Source organism: Rhizobium sp. CECT 9324 (assembly GCF_918741265.1).
In the GTDB taxonomy this organism is placed as follows: domain Bacteria; phylum Pseudomonadota; class Alphaproteobacteria; order Rhizobiales; family Rhizobiaceae; genus Allorhizobium.
Map to the genome: position 1 here is coordinate 1,434,223 of NZ_CAKKMZ010000001.1, position 14,020 is coordinate 1,448,242.

The following is a 14,020-nucleotide window of genomic DNA, read 5'->3' on the forward strand; positions in this document are numbered from 1 at the left end:
TATAGGGTACCCCCCTATGCTATGAGCCATACACACAAACATCAGGCCAAGCTGCTTGCCCGCGTCCGCCGGATGAAGGGGCAGTTGGAAGCGATCGAAACCGCCTTGCTGGCAAAGGCGCCCTGCACCCAGATCCTCAATCAGGTCGCATCGGTGCGCGGCGCGATTGCCGGTCTCACGGCCGAATTGATCGAGGATCACATTCGCGAACATCTCGTCGATCCGGATCACGATCCCGATGCCGAGAAGGCCAGAAACGCAGCAGAACTCATCGATGTCGTCAGGAGTTATCTCAAGTGACCGGACATGATCATCCCCATCCCCATCCGCACGCCCATCCGCAAACAGCCGTGCCGCTGGGCGTAAACCGGCTCGCCAGCCGGCACGCGCATGTCTTTCTCGGCGCCGATCATGATCGAAACGCGCGCCGAACCTGGATCGTGATTGCTATTACCGCGACAATGATGGTAGCGGAAATCGCCGCCGGCATTCTCTTCGGTTCGATGGCGCTTTTGGCCGATGGCTGGCACATGGCGACCCACGCCGGTGCGATCCTGATCGCCGCGCTCGCCTATGGTTATGCACGCCGCAATGCCGAGAACAGCCGCTTCAGCTTCGGAACCGGCAAGGTCGGCGACCTCGCGGGCTTCGCCAGCGCCATTGTCCTGGCCATGGTGGCGCTGCTGATCGGCTGGGAAAGCCTGTTGCGGTTTACCGCTCCGGTGCCGATCAACTTTTCCGAAGCCATAATCGTTGCATCGGTTGGCCTTGGCGTGAACCTGGTTTGCGCCGTCCTGTTGCATGGCAACGGACATCATGCCGACCATTCCCATTCCCATTCCCATTCCCATAGCCACAAGGCTCACGGAAGCCATGCGCCTGATCACGGGCCTGATCATGCGTCGGAACAGGGGCATGGTTACGGTCATGCGCATGGTGAGCACGCTGAGTCTCACCCTGCCGACACTCATCAAGGCCACACGCATCACACGGGCGAAAGGGCCGAGGACAGCAATCTTCGCGCAGCCTATATGCATGTTCTGGCCGATGCCCTGACGTCGGTTCTGGCGATCGCGGCGCTGATCTTCGGCAGCGTCTACAACTGGCTCTGGCTCGATCCGGCCATCGGCCTGGTCGGCACGATCATCATTGGCCGCTGGGCCCTCGATCTGATGCGTCAGTCGGGTTCGGTTTTGCTGGACTATGTTCCGCGCGACGAGCCGCTGCCGAACGAGATCCGCAAGATCATCGAGGCCGAGGGTGCCGACATTGCCGACTTGCATGTCTGGCAATTGGGGCCGGGCCATCACGGCGCGATCGTGTCGCTCACCTCGGATGCGCCGAAACCGCCGTCTCACTACCGTGAAAAGCTGGCAAGGCTGACGGCATTGTCGCATGTGACGGTCGAAGTCGAGTGGCACGGATCGGCACGACCGGCCTGAAACCGGACGCAAAAAAAACAGCCCGGAAGTCGCCTTCCGGGCCGCTTAATGTCTCGTCTTGGGACGAAATCAGCTGCGGGCGATGATTTCCTTGCCGGAAATCTTCATGGTTACGCCAAGCGAACCGGTCGTGCGGCGCACCAGGAAGCGCGGGCGGCGCTCGGCGAAATAGGAGTGGCGGCGACGCGGTTGCGTGTCACGGGTGCGCACCTCGCCGATATGATCTTCCAGCGGACGGGCAATGCCGTCGGCCTCGACCATCAGCATCGGGATGCGGAAGGCATCCGCCCAGCCGCGCCAGTCGGCAGCGATATCGCAGAGATCATGGGCGACGAGCAGTGGGATGCACAGATCCGGATCGTCGTGATGCAGTTCGAGTGTGACGGTCACTTCGCCGTCGCCATGGTCGATCGCCCGGGCCGCAACGCCTTTGAATGCGCGGGCAGGCAGAGCGAAGGAGAGGGGGAGACCGCTACCAGGAAGGATTTTACGCAGCACCGCGCCGCGTTCGTCGATGGTGATTGTCACATCGCCTAAGGAGCCGTGCAGTGCGTAGGAGACCTGCTGTGGGAACCGCGAGGGATCCAGTCGCAGAGTGGCTCCTGCCCAATCGGGCTTCATAACCGTGTTCGTCATCTTCATGCTACCCTTGTTTTACCCGAGAGCGCGTCATGTGCTCGTCTGTTTGGGACTTCTCGTCCTCTGTGGGGGCAACATAGCCAGCGGCTGTTCGAGACAGCTTAAAAATCGCGGTAAAAAAAACCTTGCAGTCTCAAATGGTTAGTTTTGTCGTACTGCACAGGGTTGCTGAAAAGTGAAAATCGGCCACGATCTATTCCAGATCGATACAGATGTCGGATCGCCGGGATGCGGGAAGGCCAAGCCGGTATGCCGCCTGCTTCATGCGGCAGTTTCAAAAAGCGCATTCGCAGCGTTTCTTCATAAAGATATAAAGCTCCGAGCAAGGATTAAGGCGCATGATGCGATTCGTATAAATCGATTTTTCTGCCGAGGACGCGATGGTCTCCACATATCTGAGCTATGATCTTGCGACGCGAGATATGAAGTCGAGCCTCAACCGCGTCGCCTCTGACAGCCAGGTTGCGCGCGAAACCGCGTATTTCGAGGAGAATATCGGCAACGTCACGTCCGTGGATGAATTCCTCGACGACTACCGGCTCTATTCCTTTGCAATGAAGGCCCACGGTCTCGAGGAGATGACCTATGCCAAGGCCTATATGAAAAAGGTCCTGGAAAGCGATCTCAGCGAAAGCTCCAGCTTTGCCAACGTGCTGTCCGACGATCGATATCGCAATTTCGCCGCCGCTTTCCAGTTCACCGGCCAGACCAAGGATTCCCAGACGTCGGCGCAGGAGACCAAGCTGCTGGCACTTCTGGATGAGCAGCTCGTTGCGGAAAACGACGCGATCGAGACGGAAACCTACTACTACGAGTCGGTGATCGACACCGTCACCTCGGCCGACAACCTGGTCAAGAACACCCGCCTGTTCAACTATGTTCTCGATGCCTATGGCATTGACGGTACCTATTACACCAAGGAACATTTCACCAAGATCCTGACCAGCGATCTCAGTGACAGCGCAAGCTACGTCAACCAGTTGGTGGAAAACGACGCGTCGAATTCGGCGGCTTTCCTCAAGTTGGCCCAGGCTTTCAGCTTCAACACCGATGGCTCTCTTTCGGGCACGACGGCCCAGACCGCCGACCAGAAGGAAAGCACCGTTGGTCTCTATATCGAGGAAGAGCAGACCTACGCCTCCGAATATTATCTTCAGCGCGAAAAAGCCTATTACACCGCGCAGATCGCCAATGTGACCACCGTCGAGGACATCACCGGCGACGAGCGGCTGTTCAACTACGTCAAGACCGCTCTGGAGCTTGACGGAACGGTGACCGCTTCGGTGTTCAAGTCGATCGTGACCAGTGACGTGAGTGCTTCGGGCAACTACGCCATCACCAACGGCGGCAGCGCTTGGGTCGCCGTTGCACAAAAGTTCAATTTTGGCACGGACGGCAACGTCAAGACGGGCTACTCGGCGCAGGGCAGTGCCCAGCTTGCGTCAACCAATACCGGCTTTGCAGAGTTTTACGATGACGAGAGCGAGGAGCTCAAGGCGTCGTCAACCAGTTACTTCACTGAAAAAATGGCCGAGATCACCAGCGTCGACGATATTCTCGACAACAGCTCCCTGCGCCTGATGCTGCAGCGTGCCTTTGGCTTTGAAGCCGACGAGTTCAGCAATTCCGAGCTGCGCAAGGCGCTGACCAGCGACATCACCGATCCGAACAGCTATGCCAACAAGTCGCGGGATTCCCGCTTGATCGAGATGGCGACGCTGTTCAACTTCGATAGCGAAGGTGATGCGAAGGCACCGTTGCAGGCGCAAAACCAAGCGACGGCGACCAATGTCGCCAAAGACTACATCGTCAAGAAGATCCTCTACCTGGAGGGCGACGAGCAGACGACGGCAAAGGAAGCGGCCACCAAGGAGTCCGAATATTACCAGGAGCAGATCGCCACCATCCGCACTGTTGACGAACTTCTGGCCGACCGCCGTGTCGTCGATGTCGTGCTCGGCGCATTCGGCTTCGATGGCGATGAGGTAACAGACGACTTCCTCAAGCAGCTGTTTGCGTCGGATCTCGACGATCCCAAGAGCTTCGCGAACCAGCAGGCCAATACCAAATGGGCGGAAATGCTCGCCTCGTTCAATTTCGACAGCGAGGGCAACCTGACCGATGATACCGTCGGAACGGTGCAGCAACGCGGCGAAACGCTGGAAACCATCAATCTCTACCTGCGCCAGACGTTTGAAGAGATCGAAGGCGAAAGCAATCAGGGTGTTCGCCTGGCGCTGTATTTCGAACGCACGGCGCCGACATTGACCGATGCCTATGACCTGATCGCCGATGAGGCACTGCTGGAAGTCTTCCGCACGACCTTCGGTTATTCCGAGGATTTTTCCAACATGGACGTCGACATGCAGGCGAAGATCGTCGAGGACAACATCACGCTCTCGGATTTCCAGGACCCGGCCAAGATGGAGCGCTTCCTGCAGCGTTACACGGCCATGTATGACACCGAAAACGCCAGCTACGACACGTCCGCACTGTCCATTCTCCAGGGCAGCGGCGGGGGGATTTCCGCCGACCTCCTGACCAGCTTGGCCGGTTTGAAATATTAGTCCCTGCGAGGGCTGGCGCCATGTGATTTGATCGTCGCTAAAAACCTGCCGCAACTTGCCGGCAGGTTTTTTTTGATCTATCGATGTATCTCGCTGAATATATCGGATTAGAGGTTTTTCGATGCGCGAATTCTGGAAACGTATTGCTTTCGGCAGCCGCGTCGTCATTGCCGCAGCGGCCATCATATTCGTGCCCATGGCCGCCGTCGCCGCCGAGCCGGTCACCGTATTCGCGGCAGCAAGCTTAAAAGAAAGCGTCGACAAGATCGCGGCCGATTGGAAGGCGGAGACTGGCAATGATGTCCGGCTGTCCTTTGCCGGCAGCTCGGCGCTCGCCAGGCAGATCGAGGAAGGCGCGCCGGCCGACCTGTTCATTTCGGCAGACCTGAAATGGATGGACCATCTCGACAAGGCAGGCATGATCAAGTCGGATAGCCGGGTTGATCTGCTCGGCAACCGTATCGTGCTTGTCGCGCCGAAAGAGTCCACGCAGACCACAACCATTACCCAAGGCTTCCCGCTGGCGGCGCTTCTCGGGGACGGCCATCTCGCCATGGCCAATGTCGATGCCGTGCCGGCCGGTACCTATGGCAAGGCCGCGTTGGAGAAACTCGGCGTCTGGGACGCGGTGAAGGACAAGGTGGCACAGGCTGAGAATGTCCGCGCCGCCTTGCTCCTGGTATCGCGTGGCGAAGCGCCGCTTGGCATCGTTTATGAAACGGATGCCAAGGTCGATCCAACCGTTCGCATTCTCGATCGCTTCCCCGAAAACAGCCATCAGGCCATTGTCTACCCGGCTTCTCTGACCGCTGACAGCACCAATGCCGCCGCCCCCGCCTTCCTGGCCTATCTGCAGGGGGCAAAGGCCCACGCCGTCTTCACCGAGGCCGGTTTTACCGTGCTCGCCAAAACGAACTGATCAAGACCGTGCGGTCAAAACTCTTTGACCGGCGTTGAAAGACTGCAACCAGGATGACCGCGTGACGCTGACAGCCGAGGAATGGACCGCAATGCTGCTCAGCCTGAAGGTCGCGGCCGTTGCCGTGGTCTTTTCGCTGCCTGTCGGTATCGCCGTCGCCTGGCTGCTGTCGCGCCGCGAGTTCTGGGGCAAGACGCTGCTCAATGGCCTGGTTCATCTGCCGCTGATCATGCCGCCGGTGGTGACCGGCTATCTGCTGCTCATCACCTTCGGGCGCAAGGGCAGCGTCGGCGCCTTTCTGGAAAGCTGGTTCGGCCTCGTCTTTTCCTTCCGCTGGACCGGGGCAGCGCTCGCTGCCGCCGTCATGGGTTTTCCGCTTCTCGTCCGTTCCATCCGCCTGTCCATGGACGCCGTCGATCGCCGGCTGGAAGCCGCAGCCGCAACCCTTGGTGCGCCGCCGCCCTATGTCTTCGTAACGGTGACCCTGCCGCTGATCCTGCCGGGCATTGCCGCCGGCGCCATCCTCGCGTTTGCCAAGGCGATGGGCGAATTTGGCGCGACGATCACCTTCGTCTCCAACATTCCGGGCGAAACCCAGACCCTGGCAAGCGCCATCTACACCTATACCCAGGTGCCGGGCGGCGATGTGGCCGCCATGCGGCTAACCCTGATCTCGATTGCGATTTCCTTCGCCGCGCTGATTGCGTCCGAAGTTCTCGCCCGCCGCCTGGCCGCACGCATGGGAGAGGGCTGATGCTGGACATCGCCATCCGCCATCAGCAGGGGGGCTTCTCGCTTGAGGCCGAGCTTCAGATCGGGGAAGGTCTGACGGCGCTGTTCGGCCCCTCGGGGTCCGGCAAGACGACGCTGATCAACATGATTGCCGGCCTTGTTCGGCCGAGCGAAGGGCAGATCCGGTTTTCGGACGAAACCTGGAGCGATAGCGATCATGGTCTTTTCCTGCCGCCCCATCGCCGCCGCATCGGCTATGTCTTTCAGGAGCCGCGGCTCTTTCCGCATATGACGGTGCGCCAGAACCTTGCCTATGGCGAACGCCTGTTGCCGCGCACCGAGCGCCGCGAGAGCCTCGCACGTGTTGCCGATCTGTTGCGGCTCTCCGCCTTGCTGGACCGGCGTCCGCAAAACCTGTCGGGCGGCGAAAAGCAGCGCGTCGCGCTGGGCCGTGCCTTGATGGCAAGCCCGAGATTGCTGCTGATGGATGAGCCGCTGTCGGCCCTCGACAGCGAGCTGAAGCAGCAGATCCTGCCGGATATCGAGCGTATCCGCGACGAGGTCGGCATACCGATCGTCTATGTCAGCCATTCGATCGAGGAAGTCGCGCGGCTCGCGACCCGTGTCGTGGTCTTGGAGCGTGGCAGGACCATTGCCATCGGCGCGCCGGATGCGGTGCTGTCCAATGTGCCGCGTGGCGCCGGCGCCCTGCCGGCCGGCAACTTCATCTGCGCGACCATCACCGCCCGCCATGAGGATGACGGGCTGACCGAAGCGCAATCCGCAGCCGGTCCCCTGTTTCTGCGGGCGGTCGATTTGCCTCCCGGCACGGAGATCCGCGTCTTTGTCCCAGTCGCCGATATCGTGCTGGCCACCGCCGATGTCGGCGGTCTGTCGGCCCTCAATCGTCTGGCCGGAGAGATCACGGATATTCAACGCGAAAATGGCGCAGCCGTCGCGATCGTTGTCGATTGCGGTGGCGAACACATGGTCGTCGAGGTCACCCGCCGTTCGGCGACCCAGCTTGAACTCGCCATCGGCAAGCCGGTCCATCTGCTGTTCAAGACGGTGTCGATCGCGCCGGAAGGCCTATTTCGACGCGCCTGAGCTAATCGCGCTCCGGCTTTTCCGACTTGCCCGTTTCGAACGCGCGGTTCATCGCCTCATCGAGCCAGTCAAGATCCGCCGCCAAAGCCTTCCGGCTCTCGCTGTCCATCCGTTGGCAGCAGGCGAGCAGCCTTTCGCCAAACGGCGTCAGTCCGGCGCCGCCACCGCTCTTGCCGCCATGGCGGGTGAAGATCGACGGTTCGGTGAACATCCGGTTGATCTCGTCGGCAAGCAGCCACGCCCGGCGGTAGGACATGCCGATCGCAGCCCCCGCCGCCCGGATCGAGCCGTGTTCGACGATCAGCGCCAGAAGCTCCGCCTTGCCCGGACCAAGACGCGCGCCATTGGCAAGGTCGATCCTGAGTGTCAGGCGCGTCTCCTTGGTCATGGTCAGTCGATGACCTTGCCGGGGTTCATGATGCCCTTCGGGTCGAAAGCCTGCTTGATCCGCCGCATCAATTCGGTCTCGATCGCCGGCCGGCTGGCGGCAAGCTCGTCCCGCTTCAATTGTCCGACACCGTGTTCGGCGGAAATCGAGCCGTTATGCGCATGCACGATCCCGTGCACCACGGCATTCATCTCGCGCCAGCGGCCGATGAACTCTGCCTTGTCGGCGCCCACCGGCTGGCTGATATTGTAGTGGATATTGCCGTCGCCGAGATGGCCGAAGGCGCAGATGCGGGCATCCGGCATCACACGGCGCACGGCCGCGTCCGCTTCGCTGAGAAAAGCCGGAATGCGCGACACCGGCACGGACACATCATGCTTGATCGAGCCACCCTCCGGCCGCTGCGCCTCCGACATGCTCTCGCGCAAATGCCAGAAGGCCTCCTGCTGGGCAAGCGAGCTGGCAATCGCCGCGTCTTCGATCAGGCCGGCCTCGAAGGCGTCCTCGAGCAGCGCCTGGATCATCGTGTCCGCCGTCTCGGCAGAATCGGAGGTGGAAATGTCGATCAGCACATACCAGGCATGGGCCGAGGGCAAGGGGTCTCGCACGCCGGGGATATGTTTCGTGGTGAATTCGATTCCGAGGCGCGGCATCAGTTCGAACCCGGTCAGCGCCGTGCCGCAGTGCTGCGATGCCTTCTCGAACAGCGCCAGTGCCTGTGTCGGAGACGTCAGGCCGGCAAAGGCCACCTGCTTGCCGCGTGGCCGCGGATACATCTTCAACACGGCGCCCGTGATGATGCCAAGCGTGCCTTCCGCGCCGATGAACAGGTCGCGCAGGTCATAGCCGCTATTGTCCTTCTTCAGCCGCCGCAGACCGTCCCAGATCTCGCCGGTCGGCAGCACAACCTCTAGCCCGAGGCAAAGCTGGCGCATGTTTCCATAGGCAAGCACGGCCGTGCCGCCGGCATTGGTCGAGAGGTTGCCACCGATCCGGCAGGAGCCTTCGGACCCGAGCGACAGCGGAAACAGCCGGTCATGCGCTTCGGCCGCCTTCTGCACCTCGGCCAGGATGCAGCCGCCATCGACGACGATCACGTCGGCGAGCGGATCGATTTCACGGATCTTGTTCATCCGCTCCAGGGACAGCAGAATGTCCTCGCTGCCCTCGCGCGGCACTTGGCCACCGACAAGGCCGGTGCCGCCGCTGACCGGGACGATCGGCATTCCGGTCTCGCTGGCGAGTTTTAGGATGGCAGAAACCTCCGCTGTCGAACCAGGCTTCAGCACCAGTGGCGATGAACCGTGATAGAGCCCGCGGTTCTCGGTGAGGTACGGTTTGATGTCGTCCTGCAGGATCAGCGCATGGGCTTCCCCCACGATGTCGATGAATGCCCGCAGCGTTTCGGCCCGCGTCAATGTCATGGTCAGCGTCATGGTCATTCCACGGGTCCTTCCGCATCACGCGGTGCAGCGGCGCGCACCAGTCTGTCATTGATCGCTTCGCCAAGGCCGGTGTCGGGCACGGGCGCTACGGCAATGGCGACGGCACCGGTCGCATCGGCCTGTTTGAGATAGTCGAACAGATTGGCGGCCGCCTCGGCCAGATCGCCGGCGGGGCTCAGGTTCAACACCATTCTGGAGTCGTCCTGACCGGCGACGGCTGTGTTGCCAAAGTTCAGAAGCGCTTCGAGCCTGCCAACCGAAGTGGCATTCAGGCGGACCCCTGCATTCGGCGCGTAATGCGAGGCCAGCATGCCGGGGGCCTCGATGATCGCCGCGCCGGCAATCTTGGGGCGCTGCACCGGCACACCGGCGAATGCCTCGATATCCTCGACGGACACGCCGCCAGGGCGCAGCAGGTGGATTTCACCGTCCTCAACCTTGAGAATTGTGGATTCGACGCCGACTTCGCAGGCGCCGCCATCGATCACCAGATTGATCCTGTCGCCGAGATCGCCATCGACATGGGCTGCCGACGTCGGGCTGATCTTGCCGGACGAATTGGCGCTCGGTGCCGCAAGCGGCCGGCCGAAATGCCGGATCAGGTCGCCGGTGAAGCCGACAGGAACGCGGATGCCAACACTGTCCAGCCCGGCCGTTGCCAGCGGGTGGATGTCGCTTTCCGGCTTGAGCGCCAGCACCAATGTCAGAGGCCCGGGCCAGAAATGCTCGGCCAGTCTGCGCGAAAGCGGATCGAACTCGGCATGCTGCTCGGCCATGTCCAGGTCGGCCATGTGGCAGATCAGCGGGTTGAACCGCGGTCGGCCCTTCGTCTCGTAGATGCTGGTGATGGCGGCCGGATTGGTGGCGTCGGCAGCAAGGCCGTAAACCGTTTCGGTCGGGATCGCTACCGGACGGCCGAGTGCAAGGATCACCGATGCGGCGTTGATCGCCTCATCCATGCCGTCGCCGATTGCGATGATCCGGGCCATGTGCCTGCCTCGTTAGCTGTGTTCCCGCTGTCCTTAGCGTGTTCCCTTATGCGCGATCAAATGCCTTTTTGCAGAACCACTGCCTACAATGTTCCACAGTGTAATTTGAGGGGATCCAGCAAAGATAAAATTTTATATATCGATGTAACCGAAAGAAAGAATTCTTCTGCCTATAGTCGCCGACAACGAGACAAACGCCGCCTCAAGCCGGGAAGCCACAGATGCAGCAAGTCAAGAATCCCGCCTCCAGCATAGCGCTTCGTGTGGCAACTGCCATGCATCAGATGGGCATTGACGGACTTCCGCGCAACTATGAGCTTGTCTACGAGGCCTACGCCGGCAGCAATCCGGAACTGGTGCGGGAATTCATCGCGCTCGGCAAGGTGAAGAGCCAGGAGGCGCTGGACGAACTGGGCCGCAAATACCTGCCCCATCACCATGAAGATGGCCTGCTCAGCCGCCAGAGCGGCCAGGTCCGCGCGGAGATGAGCAATTTCATCAATCTGCTCAACGAGGAAAAGATTTCCCTCTCCGACTATGGTCGTGCCATCGGCAATGCCTCGAAAACCATCCTGACAGAGGCCGATCTCGAGGGAACGCCGCTTGGTCAGTCGATCAAGGCGCTCAAGGCCGCGACCGAAAAACGCGCCCACCAGAACAGCAATGTCGTGCGCGCCGTGGTCGACAAGACGGCATCGCTGGCCGACATGCAACGCGAGGCCGAGGAAGCCGAACAGGCGAAATTTGTCGATCCGCTCACCCGTCTTGCCAGCCGCCGCGCCTTCAACAAGGCCGTGGCAAAGATCTATGCCAATCCGGAAATGCCGGTTCTTTGCGGCGTTGCCGTCGGGGAAATCGACGATTTCACCCATATCCAGGAACAGATGGGGCCGGCTGTCGCGGAACGTTTCCTGATGCAGGTTGCCAAGGTGCTCGAGGCCGCATCCGGTGGCGGCGACCTTGCCTGCCGCTTCGATGCCGGCCGCTTCGGTCTGTTGCTCTATACGTCCGACGCGGATGAAATCAGCCGTGTCATCGAGCTGGTGCGCGCCAAGCTCAAGGCAACGGCCTTTGTTGGCTCGTCCAGCGGGCGCACTCCGGGTCAGATGGCCATGTCCTTCGGCGTCTGCTTCTCCGAACAGGCTCCGAATGCGTTCGATTTCACCAATTTTGCCGAGAAGGCGCTTGCCACCTCGAAGGCCAATGGCGGCGACACCGTCACGATTTATGGCGCCAACGACTATACGTCCAAGGATTGGCTTATCTACAAGAAGAAGCCGGTGGGTGGCTTCGGCGTCTGAGCCGGTCCTGAGCCCGGCTAAGCAGGCCTGGGGTCAGAGCTTGGCGATGATCTTGCGGATTTCCGTGTCGCGGGCACCCAGCATCAACACATTGCGCAAGGCTTCCCGTGGGTCGTGGGTGCGAAACAGCAGCCCGTTGTCGCGGATCGACCGGTCGACGACCATGGCCTTCTGCTCGGTTTCCGGCTTGATTGCCACGGCAAAATACATCCGGGTATAGCTCTGCCGGATCTGTTCGAAGAATTGCTCGCTGCCGCCGATTTCGGCGAAGAAGTTGGCAATGTAGAAGGCCCATTTCACGTCGGCATATTGGGCGAAATTGGTGCGTGCCGCCGTGACGTGACAGTAGCCGAGATGCGGGCTGTCATCGAGCGTCTTGTGAAAGATAATTTTCGGAAACTGGATCGAGCGATGAAAGCCGTTGATCCGGCTATGGGTGGTCTCCGCCGCCGTTTCCAGACGCCGCCCGGTACGCACGGCCACCTCCGCATAGGTGAGGTAGCGCTTTTCCTCCGAAAGCCAGTCGTCGCGATGGCGCGAGATGCGTCCGGTGCGCAGGAATTCGGTATGCGCGGCCTTCGTCGCAGTCGCGCTTTTGTCCGGGACTTTCGGGGCCGCGTAATATCGAAGTTTTTGCATGTCGAGGCTCTGACGGTTACTGGCTCGGTACGCCGATCTTACAGCGACATGGTTAATCATGATTTGCGTCTACTGTGGCCCCTTGAGGTTTCGCGAGGCTTGCCGCAATGCAGTTCTTGCTGCGACCTGCACAGATTTGTCATTTTGCGCCATCGCAATAGTCACAGACGTCACTGAAACGACCTATCCCCAAGAAAAGACACATCATTTTTGAGGAGCTGCTTTTGGCGCATTTGCATGGGCATGTCGCAAACATTCCCGGACGTGTCGTTTCGCAATGCAGCACCCGACGGCTGGCTGTGTTTAGATATCGGCAAGCTCGAGGTGCTGCCCCGTAGGGAGGGTGGGAAATCGGGAAGCCGGTCAAAATCCGGCGCTGCCCCCGCAACGGTGGTGGAGATTCGCGTGACGGCAAAAGGCCACTGGGAAGATCCTGGGAAGGCGCCGCACGTAGTCTGGCAACAGACGTCTCCAGAGCCCGGAAACCAGCCTTGATGCAAGGATATATGAGGTCGCGGTGGGCGGCCGGAGATAGCCGTGATCGCCCGTTTCGGGTCGATTGGTGCTGCGCTCCTGTTCCATCGCCGGTGAAACGAACGAGGACGACATGGATCTGCACAGCACCGTATTGCGGCAGTTGAAGAACCGCCGGGAAGGCTTCAGCCTGGAGCAGCCTTTCTACATCGATCAGGATTATTTCAAGCTCGACATGGAGCAGATCTGGTACCGCGACTGGCTGTTCATCGGCCATGACTGCGAGATCCCGCGCGCCGGCAACTATTTCACCGCTCAGGTCGGCGACTATCCGATCGTCATGGTCCGCGGCAAGGATCAGGTGATCCGCGCCTTCCACAACACCTGCCGTCACCGCGGCCACCGTGTCTGCACCTCGGATCGTGGCGCGTCCGCCAAGCTGGTCTGTCCCTATCACAACTGGACCTATGATCTCGATGGTTCGCTGGTCTTCGCCCGCCAGATGGGCGAAACCTTCGACAAGAGTGAATTCGGCCTGAAGCCGGTTCATTGCGAAAGCGTCGCCGGCTATATCTTCATCTGCCTGGCCAATGAGCCGGCCGATTTCGCCCCGGTCCGCGCGTCGATCGAACCCTACATGAAGCCGCATCGGCTTGCCGAAGCCAAGGTCGCCCATCGCAGCACCATCATCGAGAAGGGCAACTGGAAACTCGTCTGGGAAAACAACCGCGAGTGCTATCATTGCGCCAGCAACCACCCGGAACTCTGCCGCACCTATCCGGAAGCCCCGACTGCGACTGGCGTGCAGGGCGCCGGCGATGATCCGGTCATCGCTGAACACTGGGCCCGCTGCGAAGCCGCCGGTCTGCCGAGCACCTTCAATATTGACCCGTCCGGCCAGTTCCGCACCGCCCGCATGCCGCTAATCCAGGAGGCCGAAAGCTACACGATGTCCGGCAAGCGCGCCGTCAGGCGCCCATTGTCTGACGATGTCTCGACCTCGCATATCGGCACCATGCTTCTCTTCCACTATCCCTCGACCTGGAACCACATCCTGGTCGATCACGCGATCTCCTTCCGGGTCACGCCGCTGTCGGCCGAGGAAACGGCGGTCACCACCACCTGGCTGGTGCACAAGGATGCGGTCGAAGGTGTGGATTACGATCTCAAGGAACTGACCCATGTCTGGGAAATGACCAATGACCAGGACCGCTCGATCGTCGAGGAAAATGCCTTTGGCATCCGTTCGCCGGCCTATGAGCCGGGGCCCTATTCGGTCGAGCACGAAGGTGGCGTCATGCAGTTCGTCGACTGGTACACGACCTTCATGATCAACAGGCTGCAGGGCGACAAGGCCCGCCTGTCTGCGGTGGCCTGA

The 14,020-nt window shown here is 60.6% G+C and carries 13 protein-coding genes and 1 riboswitch; of the genes, 8 read left to right on the forward strand and 5 right to left on the reverse strand.

Features of this window, described 5'->3' with window-relative positions:
• Positions 1–21 precede the first annotated feature (21 nt).
• Both LQ231_RS07010 and dmeF read left to right on the forward strand, forming a co-directional pair.
• Positions 22–300, forward strand: a complete 279-nt coding sequence (locus LQ231_RS07010; protein ID WP_230170801.1) for a metal/formaldehyde-sensitive transcriptional repressor — start codon at positions 22–24, stop codon at positions 298–300.
• 50 nt (positions 301–350) lie between these two features.
• Entirely contained in the window at positions 351–1,442 is a 1,092-nt protein-coding gene (dmeF, locus tag LQ231_RS07015) for a CDF family Co(II)/Ni(II) efflux transporter DmeF (RefSeq protein WP_230173264.1), read from the forward strand.
• A gap of 69 nt (positions 1,443–1,511) precedes the next feature.
• On the opposite strand, the gene LQ231_RS07020 is transcribed toward dmeF, so the two are convergent.
• Positions 1,512–2,078 (reverse strand): DUF6101 family protein, encoded by a 567-nt coding sequence (locus LQ231_RS07020; protein WP_037074509.1) that lies wholly within the window; start codon positions 2,076–2,078, stop codon positions 1,512–1,514.
• A 383-nt stretch (positions 2,079–2,461) separates the two neighbouring features.
• Between LQ231_RS07020 and LQ231_RS07025 the strand changes: the two genes are divergently transcribed.
• From LQ231_RS07025 to modC, 4 genes are all read left to right on the forward strand, one after another.
• Positions 2,462–4,648, forward strand: coding sequence for a DUF1217 domain-containing protein (locus tag LQ231_RS07025; RefSeq protein WP_230170802.1), 2,187 nt, complete (start codon positions 2,462–2,464; stop codon positions 4,646–4,648).
• A 121-nt stretch (positions 4,649–4,769) separates the two neighbouring features.
• Positions 4,770–5,567, forward strand: a complete 798-nt coding sequence (modA, locus tag LQ231_RS07030; protein ID WP_230170803.1) for a molybdate ABC transporter substrate-binding protein — start codon at positions 4,770–4,772, stop codon at positions 5,565–5,567.
• A 61-nt stretch (positions 5,568–5,628) separates the two neighbouring features.
• Positions 5,629–6,321, forward strand: a complete 693-nt coding sequence (modB, locus tag LQ231_RS07035) for a molybdate ABC transporter permease subunit (RefSeq protein WP_290371345.1) — start codon at positions 5,629–5,631, stop codon at positions 6,319–6,321.
• The gene (gene modC, locus LQ231_RS07040) at positions 6,321–7,406 is read left to right on the forward strand and encodes a molybdenum ABC transporter ATP-binding protein (RefSeq protein ID WP_113140498.1); all 1,086 of its coding nucleotides are present in this window, start codon (positions 6,321–6,323) and stop codon (positions 7,404–7,406) included. The genes modB and modC overlap by 1 nt, the downstream gene beginning before the upstream one ends.
• Before the next feature lies 1 nt (position 7,407).
• On the opposite strand, the gene LQ231_RS07045 is transcribed toward modC, so the two are convergent.
• From LQ231_RS07045 to LQ231_RS07055, 3 genes are read right to left on the reverse strand one after another with little or no spacing between them, the layout of a single operon-like run.
• Positions 7,408–7,794 (reverse strand): LysR family transcriptional regulator, encoded by a 387-nt coding sequence (locus LQ231_RS07045; protein ID WP_113140499.1) that lies wholly within the window; start codon positions 7,792–7,794, stop codon positions 7,408–7,410.
• Positions 7,795–7,796: 2 nt separating this feature from the next.
• Positions 7,797–9,236 (reverse strand): FAD-binding oxidoreductase, encoded by a 1,440-nt coding sequence (locus tag LQ231_RS07050; protein WP_230170804.1) that lies wholly within the window; start codon positions 9,234–9,236, stop codon positions 7,797–7,799.
• Complete coding sequence (locus tag LQ231_RS07055) at positions 9,233–10,228, reverse strand: L-threonylcarbamoyladenylate synthase (protein ID WP_230170805.1); 996 nt, start codon at positions 10,226–10,228, stop codon at positions 9,233–9,235. Before LQ231_RS07055 ends, LQ231_RS07050 begins: the two co-directional genes overlap by 4 nt.
• Before the next feature lie 221 nt (positions 10,229–10,449).
• Here LQ231_RS07055 and LQ231_RS07060 point away from each other — a divergent pair, with 221 nt between their 5' ends.
• Complete coding sequence (locus tag LQ231_RS07060; RefSeq protein ID WP_230170806.1) at positions 10,450–11,529, forward strand: GGDEF domain-containing protein; 1,080 nt, start codon at positions 10,450–10,452, stop codon at positions 11,527–11,529.
• A gap of 33 nt (positions 11,530–11,562) precedes the next feature.
• Here the strand turns inward: LQ231_RS07060 and LQ231_RS07065 are convergent, their stop codons facing one another.
• The gene (locus LQ231_RS07065) at positions 11,563–12,168 is read right to left on the reverse strand and encodes a DUF6656 family protein (RefSeq protein WP_113140502.1); all 606 of its coding nucleotides are present in this window, start codon (positions 12,166–12,168) and stop codon (positions 11,563–11,565) included.
• Between the two features lie 305 nt (positions 12,169–12,473).
• Positions 12,474–12,677, forward strand: a riboswitch (cobalamin riboswitch).
• Between the two features lie 98 nt (positions 12,678–12,775).
• Here LQ231_RS07065 and LQ231_RS07070 point away from each other — a divergent pair.
• Positions 12,776–14,020: an aromatic ring-hydroxylating dioxygenase subunit alpha gene (locus tag LQ231_RS07070; protein WP_113140731.1), complete on the forward strand. Its 1,245-nt coding sequence runs from the start codon at positions 12,776–12,778 to the stop codon at positions 14,018–14,020.

Coding starts and splice junctions, on each gene's coding strand:
- LQ231_RS07055 (WP_230170805.1), bottom strand. CDS start 10,228: ATGGCCCGGATCATCGCAATCGGCGACGGCATGGATGAGGCGATCAAC.
- LQ231_RS07050 (WP_230170804.1), bottom strand. CDS start 9,236: ATGACCATGACGCTGACCATGACATTGACGCGGGCCGAAACGCTGCGG.
- LQ231_RS07020 (WP_037074509.1), bottom strand. CDS start 2,078: ATGACGAACACGGTTATGAAGCCCGATTGGGCAGGAGCCACTCTGCGA.
- LQ231_RS07065 (WP_113140502.1), bottom strand. CDS start 12,168: ATGCAAAAACTTCGATATTACGCGGCCCCGAAAGTCCCGGACAAAAGC.
- modC (WP_113140498.1), top strand. CDS start 6,321: ATGCTGGACATCGCCATCCGCCATCAGCAGGGGGGCTTCTCGCTTGAG.
- LQ231_RS07045 (WP_113140499.1), bottom strand. CDS start 7,794: ATGACCAAGGAGACGCGCCTGACACTCAGGATCGACCTTGCCAATGGC.
- modA (WP_230170803.1), top strand. CDS start 4,770: ATGCGCGAATTCTGGAAACGTATTGCTTTCGGCAGCCGCGTCGTCATT.
- LQ231_RS07025 (WP_230170802.1), top strand. CDS start 2,462: ATGGTCTCCACATATCTGAGCTATGATCTTGCGACGCGAGATATGAAG.
- LQ231_RS07010 (WP_230170801.1), top strand. CDS start 22: ATGAGCCATACACACAAACATCAGGCCAAGCTGCTTGCCCGCGTCCGC.
- LQ231_RS07070 (WP_113140731.1), top strand. CDS start 12,776: ATGGATCTGCACAGCACCGTATTGCGGCAGTTGAAGAACCGCCGGGAA.
- LQ231_RS07060 (WP_230170806.1), top strand. CDS start 10,450: ATGCAGCAAGTCAAGAATCCCGCCTCCAGCATAGCGCTTCGTGTGGCA.